Source organism: Variovorax sp. EBFNA2, assembly GCF_033802765.1.
Lineage (GTDB): Bacteria > Pseudomonadota > Gammaproteobacteria > Burkholderiales > Burkholderiaceae_C > Variovorax > Variovorax paradoxus_H.
In genome coordinates this window covers 2,078,273-2,094,495 of sequence record NZ_CP138496.1, presented here as the reverse complement: position 1 = coordinate 2,094,495, position 16,223 = coordinate 2,078,273, and the positions used below count along the sequence as shown (strand labels likewise).

Sequence of the window (16,223 nt, the reverse complement as noted above, 5' to 3'; positions counted from 1 at the left end):
GACACCCGATCACTGAATACGCAGAGCCCTCATGAAAATAGCCACCTGGAACGTCAACTCCCTCACCGCGCGCCTGCAGCATGTGCTCGACTGGCTCATCGCCAACCCGGTCGATGTGCTGTGCCTGCAAGAGCTCAAGATGACCGACGACAAGTTCCCGCTCGAGGTACTGAAGTCGGCCGGCTACGAAGCCGCGGTGTTCGGGCAGAAGACCTACAACGGCGTCGCCATCCTCAGCCTCGCGCCGGTGCGCGACGTGGTGAAGAACATCGAGAACTTCGCCGACGAGCAGTCGCGCGTGATCGCCGCCACCATCGACACGCCCTCGGGCCCGCTGCGCGTGGTGAACTGCTACTTCGTGAACGGCCAGGCGCCCGGCAGCGAGAAGTTCGCCTACAAGATGTTGTGGCTCGACGCGCTGCACAACTATCTTGCGCGTGAACTCGCGGCGCACCCCAACCTCGTGCTGCTGGGCGACTTCAACGTCACGCCCGAAGACCGCGACAGCTTCGACCCGGTGGGCCTGAAGGAAACGATCCACCACACGACCGAAGAGCGCGACCACTTCAAGGCGCTGCTCGGCCTGGGGCTGACCGACAGCTTCCGCATGTTCGAGCAGCCCGAAAAAAGCTATTCGTGGTGGGACTACCGCATGCTGGGCTACCAGAAGAACCGCGGCCTGCGCATCGACCACATCCTCGTGAGCGAGCCGCTGCTGCCGCGGGTGAAGGGCTGCGTCATCGACCGCGTGCCGCGCAAGTGGGAAAAGCCCAGCGACCACGCCCCGGTGGTGCTCGAACTCGGCCCGGGCGCCTGACGGCCATGACGACGCCGATCGTCGCGCGCCTGGCCCGTTCCGCCGCGATCGCCGCCGCGGCGCTCGCGCTGGCTGCCTGCTCGGTCCTCAAGCCGGGCGGTGGGTCGGGAAGCCCGGCCAGCACATCACCGGGCGGCGCAACCGCCACGGAAGGCAGCCGCGACGTGCCGACCGTGCGGCTCATCACCGCGCAGACGCCCGCGATCCGCACCTACCGCAAGACCGGCGCGCGCCACATCTACAAGGCCTACGCCAGCCGCATCTACAAGGGCAAGATTCCGCCGCTGGTGTATGCCGTGGTCGTGGTCGAAACGGAGATCGATGCAAACGGCAAGATCACCAACGTGACCTTCAGCCGCGTGCCCAGCCACGCGCCCGAGGTGCCACCGATGATCGCGGACCTGATCAGGGCGACCTCGCCCTTGCCCAGCCCCGGCAAGCTGGGCGGCCACACCTACGTCGACACCTGGCTCTGGGACAAGAGCGGCAATTTCCAGCTCGATTCGCTCACCTTGGGCCAACGCAGCCGGTAATCAAAAAAGGCCCTGAGAGGGCCTTTTCATTCGATACCGAGTTCCTGGATTTTCCGGGTGATGGTGTTGCGCCCGATGCCCAGCTTCTGGGCCGCCTCGATGCGCCGTCCGCGCGTGTTGGCCAGCGCGGTGAGGATCAGTCGCGATTCGAAGCGGCGCGTGAGCACGTCCCACACGTCGGTGCGGCCTGCGGCGAGCAGGGCCTGGGCTTCGGCTTCGAGGCCGCTTTCCCAGGCGCTGGGGCCGGCCGGTGCGCCTGGCACCACCTCGGGGACGGCCACAGCCGGCACTGACGCGTCGCGCTCGACAACAGCCAACGGCGCCGCCGCAACAGCCTGCACGGGCGCCGCAACCTCGGCCACGGCCGCATGCACGTCCGCCCCACTGCCCGCCATCACTTCGGGCGGCAGGTCTTTCGACTCGATCAGCTGCGCGGGCGCCATCACGGTCAGCCAGTGGCAGATGTTCTCGAGCTGACGCACGTTGCCCGGGAAGCCGAAGGTCGCGAGCTTGGCGAGTGCGGCGTCGGAGATGCGCTTGGGCTCGACGCCCAGCTGCCGCGCGCTCTGCTGCAGGAAGTGCCTTGTGAGTGCGGGCACGTCCTCGCCGCGTTCGCGCAGCGCGGGCAGGCGCAGGCGGATCACGTTGAGGCGGTGGAACAGGTCTTCGCGGAAGCCGCCGAGCTTCACGCGCTGCTCGAGGTCCTGGTGGGTGGCGGCGATGACGCGCACGTTGGCCTTGACCGAGTTGTGGCCGCCCACGCGATAGAAGTGACCGTCGCTGAGCACGCGCAGCAGGCGCGTCTGCAGGTCGAAAGGCATGTCGCCGATTTCGTCGAGGAACAGCGTGCCGCCCTCGGCCTGTTCGAAACGGCCGCGGCGCATGGTCTGCGCGCCGGTGAAGGCACCGCGCTCGTGGCCGAAGAGTTCGCTCTCGAGCAGGTCTTTGGGAATGGCGGCGGTGTTGATTGCCACGAAGGGGCCGTTGGCGCGCGGCGAGTGCTTGTGCAGCGCGCGTGCCACCAGCTCTTTGCCCGAGCCCGATTCGCCGGTGATGAGCACCGTGACGTTGCTCTGCGACAGCCGGCCGATGGCGCGGAACACGTCCTGCATCGCGGGCGCCTGGCCGAGCATTTCGGGGGCGGCGACCATGCGCTCTTCGGAGACTTCTTCGCGCTGGCTTTCGTCGACGGCGCGGCGGATGAGTTCCACGGCGCGCGGCAGGTCGAAGGGCTTGGGCAGGTACTCGAAGGCGCCGCCCTGGAAGGCCGAGACCGCGCTGTCGAGGTCGGAGAAGGCGGTCATGATGATGACCGGCAGGCCGGGGTGCTTGGCCTTGATCTTGTCGAGCAGGTCGAGCCCCGAGCCGCCCGGCATGCGGATGTCGCTCACCAGGACCTGCGGGCCCTGCTGCTCGTCGCCCTCGGCCTGTTCGAGTGCGGCCAGCACTTCGCGTGTGTTCGTGAAGCTGCGCGTGGGCATGTCTTCGCGCAGCAGGGCCTTCTCGAGCACGAAGCGTATCGATTGGTCGTCATCAACTATCCAGATCGGCTTCATGCATCTCCTCTGTTGCCGGGGCTGCGCTAGGGCAGCGGAATCAATATCTTGAAATCGGTTCGGCCCGGGACGCTGTCGCACTCGATCACGCCGTGATGCTGCTGCACAAAAGTCTGTGCAAGCGTCAACCCCAGCCCGGTTCCGCCTTCCCTGCCCGAAACGAGCGGATAGAAGATGCGGTCCTTGATCGTGTCCGGCACACCCGGTCCATTGTCGATGACATGCAATTCCAGTGCCAATCGATACCACTGCTTGTTGAAGATCACTTGTCGGGCCACGCGGGTCTTGAAAGTGATCTGCGCATCGCCCGCCGCGCGGCGCTCGGCCAGGGCCTGCGCCGCGTTGTGCGCGATGTTGAGCGTGGCCTGGATGAGCTGCTCGCGGTCGCCGCGGAACTCGGGAATGGAGACGTCGAAATCGCGCTCGATGTGCAGGTCGCGCGGAAACTCCGCCAGGATGACCGAGCGCACGCGCTCGCACACCTCGTGGATGTTCACGTCGCCCACCACGTGCGGGCGCCGGTGCGGCGCCAGCAGCCGGTCGACCAGCGTCTGCAGCCGGTCGGCCTCGTGGATGATGACCTGGGTGTACTCGATGAGGTCGCGCGACTCGACCTCCATCTGCAGCAGCTGCGCCGCGCCGCGGATGCCGCCCAGCGGGTTCTTGATCTCGTGCGCGAGGTTGCGGATGAGTTCCTTGTTGGCCTGCGCCTGGTCGATGAGGCGCTCTTCGCGGTCCTGGCGCACCTGCTGCTCCAGCGGCGACATCTCGATGATGAGTTCGCCCTTCTTGTCGCCGTGCGCCAGCGTGACCTGCACGGGCATCAGCTCGTGGTTTACGCGTCGCAAGAAGGCCTCGTAGCGCAGCGTGGCGAAGTCGTTACTGCTGGCGCCGTCGAGCGCAGTGCGCAGCACCTGCGGCTCATGAAAACAGGCACCGAATTGCGAGCCCTCGAGCGTGCGCCGCGAGGTGCCCAGTGCATCCTCGAGGCCTGCGTTGGCAAACAGCACCGAGCCGTCGCTGTTGACCACCGCGATCAGTGTGGACAAGAGGTCGAAGGCGCGAAAGCGCGGAGTGGCGCCAGTCGCCTTCTTCCCGAACACCATGGTGACGCCGTTTACTGCGCTTGCGGCTTGCCGGGAAGGCGGCCGATTTCGCGGCGGATGCCGGCGATGTCGCTCTCGTTGCGCGCGAGTTCGGCCTTCATTTCAGCCACGCGGTCGAGGTACTTCTGGTAGTTGCGGCCTTCGCTGCCCTGCTTCTCGGGCTCGCCGTTGTTGAATTCCTTCTTGAGCTCGGTCTGGCGGGCTTCGGCCTTGCGCAGCTCGGCTTCGAGCACCGAGCGCGCCTCGCCGTCGCGGGCGCGTTGGTCGACGCCTTCGACGCGCGGGCTGCCCGCCGGGGCGCGTGCGGCGGATGAACCGCCCGACGACGACGCACTGCCGCCACCACCGCCACCTGATGGCTTCGTGCCCTGCACGACGGTGACGTTGCCGCCTTCCATGACCTTGCAGCCCTTTTGCTGGGCCACGGTGGCGTTGTTGGTGTACTCGTTGCCGCAACGCCAGACGCGCTCTTGCGCGAGCGCCGCCGGGGCGGTGGCGAACGAGGCGGCGGCCAGGAAAATCAGGGAGGCAGTCTTCATTGGATTCCGGGGAGGGCGCGACAAACGCGCATTTTGATGCAATTCGGGCCCTCTCACGATGGGATGTTCCGCACCAAGGAAAAAGGACGGCCGGGGCCGTCCTTTCGTTTTACTCATCAGGCTCGCTCCCTTCGCGAAACACCGAGGAACCGGCTTTGCCGGGCCTCAGGTGTTGCCCCCGGTAGGGGGTTGGCGAAGCGACACGAAGTGCGCGCAGCCTGGGGGCGAGCTTTTCTTACAGCGAGTAGTACATGTCGAATTCGACGGGGTGCGTCGCCATGCGGAAGCGCGTGACTTCCTGCATCTTGAGGTCGATGTACGCGTCGATGTACGAGTCGGTGAACACGCCACCCTTGGTCAGGAACGCACGGTCCTTGTCCAGGTTTTCCAGGGCCTGGTCCAGGCTGTGGCAGACGGTCGGGATCAGCGCGTCTTCTTCCGGCGGCAGGTGGTACAGGTCCTTGCTGGCGGCTTCGCCCGGATGGATCTTGTTTTCCACGCCGTCCAGGCCGGCCATCAGCAGCGCGGCAAAGCCCAGGTACGGGTTCATCAGCGGATCGGGGAAGCGCGCTTCGACGCGGCGGCCCTTCGGGTTGGCCACGAACGGGATGCGGATCGAGGCCGAGCGGTTCTTGGCCGAGTAGGCCAGCTTCACCGGGGCTTCGAAGCCGGGCACCAGGCGCTTGTAGCTGTTGGTGCCGGGGTTCGTGATGGCGTTCAGGGCACGGGCGTGCTTGATGATGCCGCCGATGTAGTGCAGCGCGAAGTCCGACAGGCCTGCGTAGCCGTCGCCTGCGAACAGGTTCTTGCCGTCCTTCCAGACCGACTGGTGCACGTGCATGCCGGAGCCGTTGTCGCCGACGATGGGCTTGGGCATGAAGGTGGCGGTCTTGCCGTAGGCGTGGGCCACGTTGTGGATCACGTACTTCTGCAGCTGGACCCAGTCGGCGCGCTGGACCAGCGTGCTGAACTTGGTGCCGATTTCGAGCTGGCCGGCGTTGGCCACTTCGTGGTGATGCACTTCGACCGGGATGCCCAGCGATTCGAGCACCAGGCACATTTCCGAGCGCATGTCGTGCAGGCTGTCGACCGGGGGCACGGGGAAGTAGCCGCCCTTGACCGCCGGACGGTGGCCGCTGTTGCCGTGTTCGTATTCCTTGTCGGTGTTCCACGAAGCTTCTTCGGAATCGATCTTCACGAAGCAGCCCGACATGTCGTTCTTCCAGCGCACGCCGTCGAAGACGAAGAATTCGGGTTCCGGTCCGAAGAAGGCGGTGTCGCCCAGGCCGGAAGCCTTCATGTACGCCTCGGCGCGCTTGGCGAGCGAGCGCGGGTCGCGCTCGTAGGCCTTGCCGTCGGCCGGATCGATCACGTCGCAGGTCAGGATCAGCGTCGTTTCTTCGAAGAACGGGTCGATGTTGGCGGTGTTCGGGTCGGGCATGAGCTGCATGTCCGAGGCTTCGATGCCCTTCCAACCGGCGATGGACGAACCGTCGAACGCGTGGCCCGAGGTGAATTTGTCTTCATCGAAATGCGACACGGGCACGGTGACGTGCTGTTCCTTGCCGCGGGTGTCGGTGAAGCGCAAGTCGACGAACTTGACCTCGTTTTCCTTGACGAGCTTGAGTACATCGGCGACGGTCTTTGCCATCAGTTTCTCCTGAGTTGGATGGTGGTTAGGAATACGGGAACGGAAGGATGCAGTTTCTGTGCCATTGTCACCCCGCCGGATGAGGCCCGGGTGACGGCCCAGGGGCTGCCGGAAAAGGAATTAATCACCAAACTGGTGCGATACGAATTAACGCACCAATTCGGGGCCAAGCTTCGCATCAAAGGTGTGCAAGCCTTCGATCAGCTGGCCATAGGCGGCATCGAGCCGCGCGGGGTCGCCCTTGACGCCCAGCTCGATGTGGCGCCCGTACTGAGGGTGATCCACGCTGGGGAGGCTGAACACCTTGATGCCGGCGTGGGCCTGCTCGATGGCCTGCATCAGCGGCGTGAGGGTGGCTTCCATCGCACCGAAAACGATCACGGACTTCTCGGCGATGGCGTCGCGGGTGAACAGATCGGCGTAGCGGCGGTCGAGCACCGACTCGATCATCGGCCAGGCCATGACCGGAAAGCCCGGCACGAAATGCACGTGCTCGACGCTGAACCCCGGAATCTTGTTGTACGGGTTGCGGATGATCGACGCGCCCTGCGGAAACACGCCCATGTTCAGCCGGTGGATGTTGTCGGGCCGGTCGGGCTCGTAGGGCACGCCCTGCTCCTGGGCGGTGTCCTGCATGCGCTCGCGGATCAGCACTTCGGCCTCGGGATGCAGTGCCAGCGGCACGCGCAGGGCCTGGGCGGCGCACTGGCGGGTGTGGTCGTCGGGCGTGGCGCCGATGCCGCCGGTCGAGAACACGATGTCGCCCGACGCAAAGGCGCGCATCAGGGCCGCGGTGATCCGCGTGGGCTCGTCGCCCACGTACTCGGCCCAGCCCAGCTGCAGGCCGCGCGCGGCCAGCAGCTCGATGACCTTGGCCATGTGCTTGTCGGCCCGCTTGCCGGAAAGGATCTCGTCGCCGACGACGATGAGACCGAATGCGCGTGTCATGGTGAACCCCATTGAGAAAGAGCGGCCTTGTTGGCCTCGGTGGCTTCGGCCGCCTCGAGCGTCTGCTGCGCGTCGCCGCTGCCGGTCGCGGGCTGCAGCGCCGCGCGCTGGGCGCGCAGTTGGGCCAGCGCGTCCAGGCAGTAGTGGGCGAACCAGAGCGCCGAGAAAGCAAAGACCAGCGTGTAGATCCAGATGGCGATCGGCACCAGCACGAAGAAGGCGGCAGCGAACAGCAGGCCCGAGGCCCAGACGATGCTCGGCGCGGCGCCCAGGTAGCCGCACAGCACGCCGATGCACAGCAACGGCAGCCGGTGGGCGCGCAGCAGCGCGGCGCGTTCTTCAGGGCTGGCGTGCTCGGCCAGCGCGTCGAAGCTCATCACCCGGTAGGTCAGCCAGCCCCAGATCAGCGGCGGCAGGATCAGCACCAGCGGCGGAATGAGCCACAGCGGCATCGACACCACCAAGGCGATCAGCGCCAGCACGGTGGCGGCGAGCGAGCGCATCACGCTGCCGAAGAAGGAGGCGCCCTTCTTCTGCTCAAGCGTCGGAAAGCGCCGTTCGGCCACGAGCTTGGTGAGCGCCGGCGCCATGAAGCCGGCCACGATCAGCAGCGACAGCACCACGATCAGCGGCGTGACGCCGAACACCACCACCAGCGGCGCCAGCGCGGCCGTCACATCGCTCGAGAACAGGCGCCCGATCCAGGCCCAGAAGCTGGACAGCAACGGCCAGGCGTCGAGGGCTTCGCGCGTCCAGGCGACGGCAGCGTCCCAGTAGAAGTAACCGAGCCCCGCGGCCAGCAGCACCATGAGCGCCAACGGCAGGAGCGACAGCAAGATCACGCGCGGGAGCATGCAATAGGCGACCGCGCGCCAGAAGGAGTCGAGGAGCAGGCGCATGAGGTTCGAGGATAACGTAAGGCTTCTGCGCCCTGGCCGTGCCTCGCAGCGCGCTCAGGCGCGGCCGAACAACCGCTTCAGCCCCAGCCACTGCTGCGACCAGAAGCCCTGGCCGTAGTCGCGCGGCCGGCCGTCGACGCCGGGCTCGACCTGGTCGCGAATGCCCGTCGGGTCGTAGCGGTTCTCGAAGTTGGCGGTGCGAAAGAGCATGTCCCACCAGGGCAGCAGCACGCCGAAGTTGTGGCCGCCCAGCGTGCTCTTGCCGTGCGACTCGTGGCCCAGCCCGATGCTGTGGTGCAGCCGGTGAAAGCGCGGGCTGACCCACAGCCGCTCGCCGATGACCCCGAAGCTCAGCCGCAGGTTGGCATGCTGCAGGCTCTCGCTGAGCTGGGTGAAGGCCACGACGGCGATGAACTGGCCCGGCGCCACGCCGATCAGCTGCGCCACGATGACGATGAGCGTGTCGTGGATCACGTCGTCGAGCAGGTGGTTGCGGTCGTCGCTCCACATCGTCATCTGGCGCTGCGAGTGGTGCAGCGAATGCAGGCTCCACCACGCGTTGAAGTGATGCTGGCCGCGGTGAATCCAGTAGCCGACAAAGTCGAGCACCACGAGGTAGATGGCAAAGGCCACCCACGGCACGTCGGTCACGCCGGGCCAGACCTCGTCCAGGTGGAAGGTGCCCCACCCCGCCATGCGCAGGCTGCCGAGCAGGTCGTCGAACAGCGGCTGCAGCGTGAAGAACAGCGCCAGCCGGAACAGGCCCAGCCGGTGGATCAGCGTGTAGAGCACGTCGATGCGGATCGCGCGGCGGTCGGTCACGGGTTCGACCGCGCGCCAGCGCTGCAGCGGGCCGATCACGGCCAGCAGCACCAGGATCTGGACCACGCCGACCAGCAGCCAACCGGTGGCGTCGAAGGCGTCTTCGGCCCAGCCGCCCAGGCCGATGGCATACACCAGCGGCTGCACGGCGGCCTCGAAGAGCCAGCCCTGCATGGCGGAAAAAAAGTCGGTCAACCAATCGATCACGGCGAAAACTCAGGATTCAAGGGTGGGAGGCGATCCAGGCGCGGTAGTCCGGGTGCTGGCGCAGCGTGCGAAAGCAGAAGCCCTTGGCCTTCAGTCCGACGATCAGCGGCTCCAGGTTGGCGGGCGCCCACGGGTCCTGGCGCGACCAGATGCCCAGGTGCGCCAGCAGGATGTCGCCGGGGCGGATGCCCGCAAGCGCCTGCGTCAGCAGCTTGGGGTTGCTGAACGTTTCGCTCGGCAGCTCGTCGCCCAGGAAGCCGGCGGGCGACCAGCCCACGTGCGCGTAGCCGCAGTCCCTGGCGGCTGCCAGCAGCGCGGGCGAGGTCTTGCCGCCCGGTGCGCGGTACAGCGGCAACGGCTTCTTGCCGGTGATGGCGGCCAGCCGGTCGGACGACTTGCGGATGTCGGCGCAGTACTGGGCCGCGCTCCAGACTGACTCTTTCCCGGTCTGCGGGCCGGCCGACGGCTTGATGCGAAAGCTGGGCGGCGTGCCCTTCACGTCGCCGCGCCAGTAGGCGTGGTCGTAGGTGTGCGAGCCGAACTCGTGGCCCTCGGCCGCCCTCGCCTTCCACCACGGCGCCCAGTGGTCGTCCAGGCTGTCGCCATCGGTCTGCGTGCGCTCGGCGGCGGCAAAGAAGGTGACGCGCACGTCCTGGCGCTTGAGCACGTCGGCCACCAGCGGGGCGACGCCCATGTGGCCGGTGTCCAGCGTCAGGTAGACGGGCTTGTCGCAGGCGGCCTCTTGTGCTCCGGCCGCCGGCATGGTGGCGCAGGCTAGCGCCGCGACAGCCAAGGCGACGCCCGCGGCGCGCACCCGCTCAGGTCCGCTTTGCATGGTCCAGCGTCCAGACGCCGTGCGGCGAGCGGCCGACGTTGACCTGCCGCACGACCTTCTGGCTCGCCAGGTCGACCACCGTGAGCTTCTTGGCCCAGCGCGAGGTCACGTACAGCGTCTTGCCGTCGGCCGACACGTCCATGCAGTCGGGGCCGCCCGGCACGTTGTAGGTGGCGACGACCTTCAGCGTGGTCAGGTCGATGCGGCTGATGCTGTTGGCCACCCGGTTGCTCACGAACACGGTCTTGCCGTCGCCGGCCGAGCGGAAAGCGTGGGCGCCCTTGCCGGTGGGGATCTTGCCGACCAGCTTGGGCTGCGCGCCGGCCACGTCGAACACCTGCACGCCATCGCTGCCGGTGAGGCCCACCAGCAGCGTCTTGTCGTTGTGGGCGCCGAAGATGTCGGCCGGCATCGCGCCGGTGGCCATGCGCCAGCGGACGGTCTGCGTCGGCAGGTCGACGGCAATGAGCTCGTCGCTGTCCTGCATGGTGACGTAGGCCACGGTGCTGGTGTTGTCGATCCAGATGTGGCTGGGCGTCTTGCCGGTGGCGATGCGCTTGGCCAGCTTCAGGTCCTTGCCGTCCCAGCGGTACACGTCGACGTGGTTCAGGCGGTTGGCCGCCGTGACAAACCACTTCATGTCGCGCGAGAACTGCAGCTGGTACGGATCGATGATCCCGTACACCACGCGCTGCACTTCGGCCGTGCGCGGGTCCAGGAAGGTGAGCGAGTCGCCCGCCGAATTGGCCACGATGACCGACTTCTCGTCGGGCGTCATGTAGATGTGGTGCGGCTCCTTGCCGGTGGGAATGCGCTGCTTCTCGGTCCAGTCGACCGGGTTGATCACGCTCACGCTGGCGTCCAGCGAATTGAGCACAAAAACCGGTGGGGGGGCCGGCGGCGCCGCCGCGGCGGGGAGGGTCACCAGGGCTGTCAGGCAGGAGAAAAGGAAGGCCGCAATGCGGCCGTTCGGGCAGGCAGGAAGTCGCAAGGGAAGGTTCCGGGAGAGAGTTAACAATCTTAACGGTCGAACCCGACGAACAGCTGACCGCCGGCACCCTCTCCCCCGCTGTCGGGCCCGGCGCCTTGACCTATGTCAAGCGGCGGCCCGGGGCACCGGCGCCCGCAGCTGGGCCACCTGCTCGGCCGTGAGCCAGCGCCATTGGCCCGGCGCCAGGTCCTCCGGCAGCGCCAGACCGCCGATGCGCGAGCGGTGCAGCCCTTCGACCCGGTTGCCGACCGCCGCCAGCATGCGCTTGACCTGGTGGTACTTGCCCTCGGTGAGCGTGAGCCGCAGGTGCAGCGGGCTGTCCGATTCGCAGGCGGCCGCGCGCACGGGCTTCGGGTCGTCGTCGAGCACCACGCCGGCCAGCAGCTTGGCGATCTGCGACTCGTCGATCGGGTGCTTCGCCGTCACCTCGTAGACCTTGGGCACGTGGTGCTTGGGCGAGCCCATCTTGTGGATGAACTGGCCGTCGTCGGTCAGCAGCAGCAGGCCGGTCGTGTCCTGGTCGAGCCGGCCGATGGCCTGCACGCCCTGCACGGCGCCCTTGTTGGGCCGCAGCCGCAGCGGCGACGGCAGCAGCGTGTAGATGCTCGGGTAGGTCGAGGGCTTCTGCGAGCACTCGGTGCCGGCCGGCTTGTGCAGCATCAGGTAGGCCTTGTCGTGGTACGCCCACTCGGTGCCTTGCACGGTGAACAGCAGGCCATCGGGGTCGAGGTCGGCAAAGGGGTCGGGCACGGCCGCGCCGGCAATGCTCACGTGGCCTTGCTGGACCAGGCCCGCGCACACGCGGCGGGTGCCGAAGCCCTGGGTATAGAGGATGTCTTGCAGGTGCATGAAAAATGAAAAAAGCGGCCGTGCCGACAGGGGCACGACCGCCTTCAAGTGTGCCGCAGGTTCAGTAGCCTGCCGCGAGGCCCGTGTTGCGACGGGGGTCGTTGGCGCCGTAGAAGCGATTCGCGCCCACCGGCTTGCCGCCCAGCGAGGGCGCGCCGACGATGATCGCCGCCAGGTGGTTGGCCGGCTGCGGCACGCCCAGGTTGTGGCCCATGTCGGTCAGGATCTTGCGGGTGTCGGGGCTGATCGCGAAGGTCTCGACGTTGGTCACGTCGGGCAGCCACTGCTGGTGGAAGCGCGGCGCATCGACGGCTTCCTGCACGTTCATGCCGTAGTCGACCACGTTCAGGATGGTGTGCAGCACGGCCGTGATGATGCGGCTGCCGCCGGGCGTGCCGACCACGAACACCGGCTTGCCGTCCTTCGACACGATGGTCGGGCTCATCGAGCTCAGCGGACGCTTGCCCGGCTCGATCTTGTTGGCCTCGCCCTGCACCAGGCCGTAGAGATTGGGCACGCCGACCTTCGAGGTGAAGTCGTCCATCTCGTTGTTCAGCAGCACGCCGGTCTTGTCGGCCGTGACCTTGGCGCCGAACCAGTCGTTCAGCGTGTAGGTCACCGACACCGCATTGCCCCACTTGTCGGTGATCGAGTAGTGCGTGGTGTTGCTGCCTTCATGCGGCGCCACGCCGGGCTTGATGTCCTTGGACACGCCGGCCTTCTTGGGGTCGATGGCGGCGCGGATCTTCGCGGCGTAGCCCTTGTCGAGCAGGCGGTCGAGCGGGTTCTTCACGAAGTCGGGGTCGCCCAGGTAGCTGTTGCGGTCCACGTAGGCGTGGCGCATGGCTTCGATCTGGTAGTGCACCGACTCGGCCGAGCGGAAGCCCAGGTCCTTCAGCGGATAGCCCTCGAGGATGTTGAGCATCTCGCAGATGATCACGCCGCCCGAGCTCGGCGGCGGCGCCGACACCACGCGGTAGCCGCGGTAGTCGCACTCGACCGGCGCGAGTTCGCGCGTCTTGTACTGGTCGAGGTCGGCCTGCGTGATGATGCCCTTGCCGGCCTGGCTCGACGCCACGATGGCCTTGCCGACCCAGCCCTTGTAGAAGCCGTCGGTGCCCTTGGCACTGATTTCCTTCAGCGTCTTCGCCAGGTCTTTCTGCACCAGCTTCTGGCCGACCGCGAAGGGCTCGCCCTTGTTCAGGAAGATCGCACCGGAGACCGGGTCTTTCTTGAAGTCGTTGGTGGCCGTGAGCAGCATGTCGATGGCGCCCTGCTCCAGCGCGAAGCCCTTGTCGGCCAGCTGGACCGACGGGGCGATGAGGTCGGCGCGCTTCATCGTGCCGTACTTCTCGCGCGCGTATTCCATGCCCGACACCGAGCCCGGCACGCCCACGGCGAGGTGGCCGTTGGTGCTCAGGCCCTTGACGACGTTGCCGTCCTTGTCGAGGTACATGTTGGCCGTGGCAGCCAGCGGGGCCTTCTCGCGGAAGTCGAGAAAGGTCTTGCGCCCATCGGCCAGCTGCACGGTCATGAAGCCGCCGCCGCCGAGGTTGCCGGCGGCCGGATACACCACCGCCAGCGCATAGCCCACGGCCACGGCCGCATCGACCGCATTGCCGCCGCGCTTGAGCACATCGACGCCGACCTTGCTGGCCAGGTGCTGCGCGCTCACGACCATGCCGTGCTCGGCCGCGACCGGCGCCTGCGACGCGGCCTGCGCGCCGCCGGCCGCCGCCAGGGTGAGCGCGGCCGCGACGGCCGCGCGCAAGGTGGGGGTCCACTTGAAGTGCTGCATGGAAAAGTCTCCTCTGTGCGTTGGATGAAGAATGAGGGAGGGGCGAAGGGTGTGTGCCGTCAGGCCGTGAGCAGCGCCTTGCGCCGCAGGCTCTGCAGCGCCTGCGCGACCTGCTCCTGCGAAAAATCGTGAAGCGCCGACGGGTCGGTCAGCGGCTGGTCGTCCTTGAGGAAGCGCAGGCGTCCGGCGCGCACTTCGTCGAGCAGGAAAGCGGCCAGCACTTCGTGCGTGTGCGCCCCGTCCAGCAGCGGCAGCAGGCTGCGCTCAAGCACCGAGAGCGACACCGGCTCGTGCCACTGGTTGCAGACGACGGCCGTCGCTTGCGACGCGGGCACGCCGGCCACCGCGCGGCGCACCGGTGCCAGCACCTGCGGCAGCGCGGACACCGACGAAACCGCCGACACCGGCGTGCGCCGGATGCGCAGCGCGCCAAGAATCAGCAGCTCCTCGAGCATGGCCAGCACGATGGGCTCGACGGCCGCGCGCGGCTCGCCGGTGAGCGTCACCACGGCGGCCAGCAGCGCCTCGGTCGACATCGAACACGGATAGCTCGCATCGAGCGCCTGCGCCACCGCCTTGTGCGCCGGCAGCCGCAAGGTGACCTTCAGGTCGCGCAGCGCGGTGCAGGGCTGTTCGCGGGCGTCCATGGTGAGTGCATCACCACCGTCCACGCGGAAGAGGCCGGCGAATTCCAGCGCGCGCAGGCGGGGAACCTCGAGGCGGTAGCGGATGTTCGCGGCGTTGCCCTGCTTCACCAGCAGCGTCTGGCGGAAGGTGCGGTTGACCAGGAAGTCGAGGTACTGCTCCATCATCACCTGGCTGCCGCCGCATTCGCGCAGCAGCGGGTCGCGCACCTTCTCGCCGTAGTTCTGCACGAACATCGTCGAGGGCTCGGCGTCGCACAGGTAGGCCAGCCCGCGGGATTCGGCACGCGCGACGAACTCCTTGAAATAGCAGGGCTCGTTGCAGGGCTCCAGGAACTCGTGCAGCAGGTAGTAGTTGCCGGAATTGCGAACGATCGGCATCGTCTCTTCGAGCGTCTTCTTGAGCACGCTGTCGGGCCGTGCCGACTGCTCCAGAAACTCGAGCATGCCGCGCGCGTACGAGAGCTTTTCTTCGGGCGTGTCGCGCGGGCCGCCGCGCAGGATCATCGCGTCGCGCACGATCTCGCGCGCCTTCCAGCCCGGGTAGACGTTGTAGCTCACGTACACCACGCCATTGGGCGCGAGGTTCTCGGCGCACACGCGCAGGATGGCGTCCTGCACCGGCCCCGGCACCCAGCTGTAGACGCCGTGGCAGACGATGTAGTCGAAGAGGCCGAACGAGGCGTCGATGTCGGCGATGTTGAAGGTCTTGAGCTCGATGTTCGACAGCCCCGCGTGGTCGAGCGCCGCGGCGCCCTGGGCCACCTGCACGCGCGACAGGTCGACGCCCACCGCGCGCGCCTCGGGGTGGCGCACCGCGAATGGAATCAGGTTGCCGCCGGCGGCGCAGCCCAGTTCCAGCACGCGCGCCTTCTGGGGCGGCGGCGCATCAAGGCCGAACAGGAAGGCCAGGGCTTCCAGGTGCTCCACGGCCGACTGGGGGAACGGGTGCGAGTCGTAGGGCACCGCATCGTAGTAACTGGTGAGCGTGGAAGTCAGAGAGTCCGGCACGAACGTCCTTTGGGGAGCGGAAGGGGCTGCAGAAGTGCTCGCAGACTATAGCCCCGCGCCCCGGCAAAAAGAAGCCGGCGCCCCTCGACACGCCCGCCCCTCGACACCGACCCGTGCGCCCACGCGACCTCTTTAGAATGGCCCGATGAACTGGCGCATCACTCTGTTTCCCCTCGCTTTGGTCATTGCCGGCTGCTCGTCGCCGCCCAACCAGATCGTTCCCTTCCGCGACGGTGTGCTGCGCGCCATGACCTACACCCAGGCCTCGGACTACTGCAGCGCCAAGGGGCAAGACCCCAAGTGGCTGGGCAAGGCCCCCGCCGAATCCGGCGTGCTGTTCCAGTGCCAGTGAGCCGCTGAAGCCGGAGGGCCGAAGCCGGCCCCCGCGACTCTTTTTCCTCAGCTCTTGCGGGTGCGTTTCGTCTGCCCGCCGCCTGCCGGGCCGCTGGCCGCCGACTGACGGGAACGGTCAGGCTCCGCCGGTTGCGAAATCTGCCCCAGCCGTTCGCCGGTTTCGGACGTGTCGCCCTTCGCGGCCGCATCCCCCAGCGTCAGCACGCCGACGAGGCGCCGCTCGCGGTCCACCACCGGCAGGCGGCGGATCTGCAGTTCGCCCATCGTGCGCAAGGCTTCCTCCACGGACACATCGTCGAAACACCAACGCACCTGCCCGCTCATGATGGCGTCGAGGTGGGTGGTTTCCGGCGGCAGCTTCTGCGCCACACCGCGCACGGCGATGTCGCGGTCGGTGACGACGCCCACGAGCCGCTCGCCGTCGCACACGGGCAGCACGCCCACATCGAGTTCTTCCATCGCCTGGGCGGCGTCGCACAGCGTGTCGGTGGGCGCGGCGGTGCGTACGCCGCGCGTCATGAGTTCGTTGACCTGGGTCATGGTGGCTCCTTGGTGGTGTGCGTCGGCCTCGCAGGCGACCACCCGCGATGGAAAAACCGGCGCAACGTCAAACCACCGTAGCCCCACGTCGCAGGGGCGGTGTCAGGGCATGAACGGCATTGG

At 67.3% G+C, this 16,223-nt stretch carries 16 protein-coding genes; 3 read left to right on the top strand and 13 right to left on the bottom strand.

Features of this window, described 5'->3' with window-relative positions:
- Positions 1-31 precede the first annotated feature (31 nt).
- Together xth and RZE79_RS09625 are read left to right on the top strand one after the other, a co-directional pair.
- A complete protein-coding gene (gene xth / locus RZE79_RS09630; protein ID WP_319360202.1) occupies positions 32-817 on the top strand; it encodes an exodeoxyribonuclease III in 786 nt (261 codons plus the stop codon).
- Positions 818-822: 5 nt separating this feature from the next.
- Entirely contained in the window at positions 823-1,350 is a 528-nt protein-coding gene (locus RZE79_RS09625; protein ID WP_319360200.1) for a hypothetical protein, read from the top strand.
- Between the two features lie 26 nt (positions 1,351-1,376).
- On the opposite strand, the gene ntrC is transcribed toward RZE79_RS09625, so the two are convergent.
- The 12 genes from ntrC to RZE79_RS09565 all read right to left on the bottom strand — a co-directional run bounded on the left by ntrC (position 1,377) and on the right by RZE79_RS09565 (position 15,206).
- Complete coding sequence (gene ntrC, locus RZE79_RS09620; RefSeq protein ID WP_319360198.1) at positions 1,377-2,906, bottom strand: nitrogen regulation protein NR(I); 1,530 nt, start codon at positions 2,904-2,906, stop codon at positions 1,377-1,379.
- Positions 2,907-2,932: 26 nt separating this feature from the next.
- Positions 2,933-4,012, bottom strand: a complete 1,080-nt coding sequence (gene glnL, locus RZE79_RS09615) for a nitrogen regulation protein NR(II) (RefSeq protein WP_319360195.1) — start codon at positions 4,010-4,012, stop codon at positions 2,933-2,935.
- 11 nt (positions 4,013-4,023) lie between these two features.
- The gene (locus RZE79_RS09610; protein ID WP_319360193.1) at positions 4,024-4,551 is read right to left on the bottom strand and encodes a hypothetical protein; all 528 of its coding nucleotides are present in this window, start codon (positions 4,549-4,551) and stop codon (positions 4,024-4,026) included.
- Between the two features lie 235 nt (positions 4,552-4,786).
- A complete protein-coding gene (glnA, locus tag RZE79_RS09605; protein WP_153285267.1) occupies positions 4,787-6,202 on the bottom strand; it encodes a type I glutamate--ammonia ligase in 1,416 nt (471 codons plus the stop codon).
- A 147-nt stretch (positions 6,203-6,349) separates the two neighbouring features.
- Positions 6,350-7,150: a molybdopterin-binding protein gene (locus RZE79_RS09600; protein ID WP_319360189.1), complete on the bottom strand. Its 801-nt coding sequence runs from the start codon at positions 7,148-7,150 to the stop codon at positions 6,350-6,352.
- Positions 7,147-8,049, bottom strand: a complete 903-nt coding sequence (locus tag RZE79_RS09595) for an EI24 domain-containing protein (RefSeq protein ID WP_319360187.1) — start codon at positions 8,047-8,049, stop codon at positions 7,147-7,149. The genes RZE79_RS09600 and RZE79_RS09595 overlap by 4 nt, the downstream gene beginning before the upstream one ends.
- A gap of 54 nt (positions 8,050-8,103) precedes the next feature.
- Positions 8,104-9,078, bottom strand: a complete 975-nt coding sequence (locus RZE79_RS09590) for a sterol desaturase family protein (RefSeq protein WP_319360185.1) — start codon at positions 9,076-9,078, stop codon at positions 8,104-8,106.
- Between the two features lie 16 nt (positions 9,079-9,094).
- Positions 9,095-9,913 carry a polysaccharide deacetylase family protein gene (locus RZE79_RS09585; protein WP_319360183.1) on the bottom strand — a complete coding sequence of 273 codons (819 nt, stop codon included), beginning with the start codon at positions 9,911-9,913 and terminating at the stop codon, positions 9,095-9,097.
- The gene (locus tag RZE79_RS09580; RefSeq protein ID WP_153285272.1) at positions 9,897-10,904 is read right to left on the bottom strand and encodes a YncE family protein; all 1,008 of its coding nucleotides are present in this window, start codon (positions 10,902-10,904) and stop codon (positions 9,897-9,899) included. Before RZE79_RS09580 ends, RZE79_RS09585 begins: the two co-directional genes overlap by 17 nt.
- A gap of 105 nt (positions 10,905-11,009) precedes the next feature.
- Positions 11,010-11,753: a 16S rRNA pseudouridine(516) synthase gene (locus RZE79_RS09575; RefSeq protein WP_319360179.1), complete on the bottom strand. Its 744-nt coding sequence runs from the start codon at positions 11,751-11,753 to the stop codon at positions 11,010-11,012.
- A gap of 61 nt (positions 11,754-11,814) precedes the next feature.
- The gene (gene ggt / locus RZE79_RS09570; RefSeq protein WP_319360177.1) at positions 11,815-13,551 is read right to left on the bottom strand and encodes a gamma-glutamyltransferase; all 1,737 of its coding nucleotides are present in this window, start codon (positions 13,549-13,551) and stop codon (positions 11,815-11,817) included.
- A 59-nt stretch (positions 13,552-13,610) separates the two neighbouring features.
- Positions 13,611-15,206 (bottom strand): class I SAM-dependent methyltransferase, encoded by a 1,596-nt coding sequence (locus tag RZE79_RS09565; RefSeq protein ID WP_319360176.1) that lies wholly within the window; start codon positions 15,204-15,206, stop codon positions 13,611-13,613.
- A gap of 145 nt (positions 15,207-15,351) precedes the next feature.
- Here RZE79_RS09565 and RZE79_RS09560 point away from each other — a divergent pair, with 145 nt between their 5' ends.
- Positions 15,352-15,558 carry a hypothetical protein gene (locus tag RZE79_RS09560; protein WP_056573549.1) on the top strand — a complete coding sequence of 69 codons (207 nt, stop codon included), beginning with the start codon at positions 15,352-15,354 and terminating at the stop codon, positions 15,556-15,558.
- 47 nt (positions 15,559-15,605) lie between these two features.
- Here the strand turns inward: RZE79_RS09560 and RZE79_RS09555 are convergent, their stop codons facing one another.
- Positions 15,606-16,100 carry a CBS domain-containing protein gene (locus RZE79_RS09555; protein WP_153285276.1) on the bottom strand — a complete coding sequence of 165 codons (495 nt, stop codon included), beginning with the start codon at positions 16,098-16,100 and terminating at the stop codon, positions 15,606-15,608.
- Between the last annotated feature and the right edge of the window lie 123 nt (positions 16,101-16,223).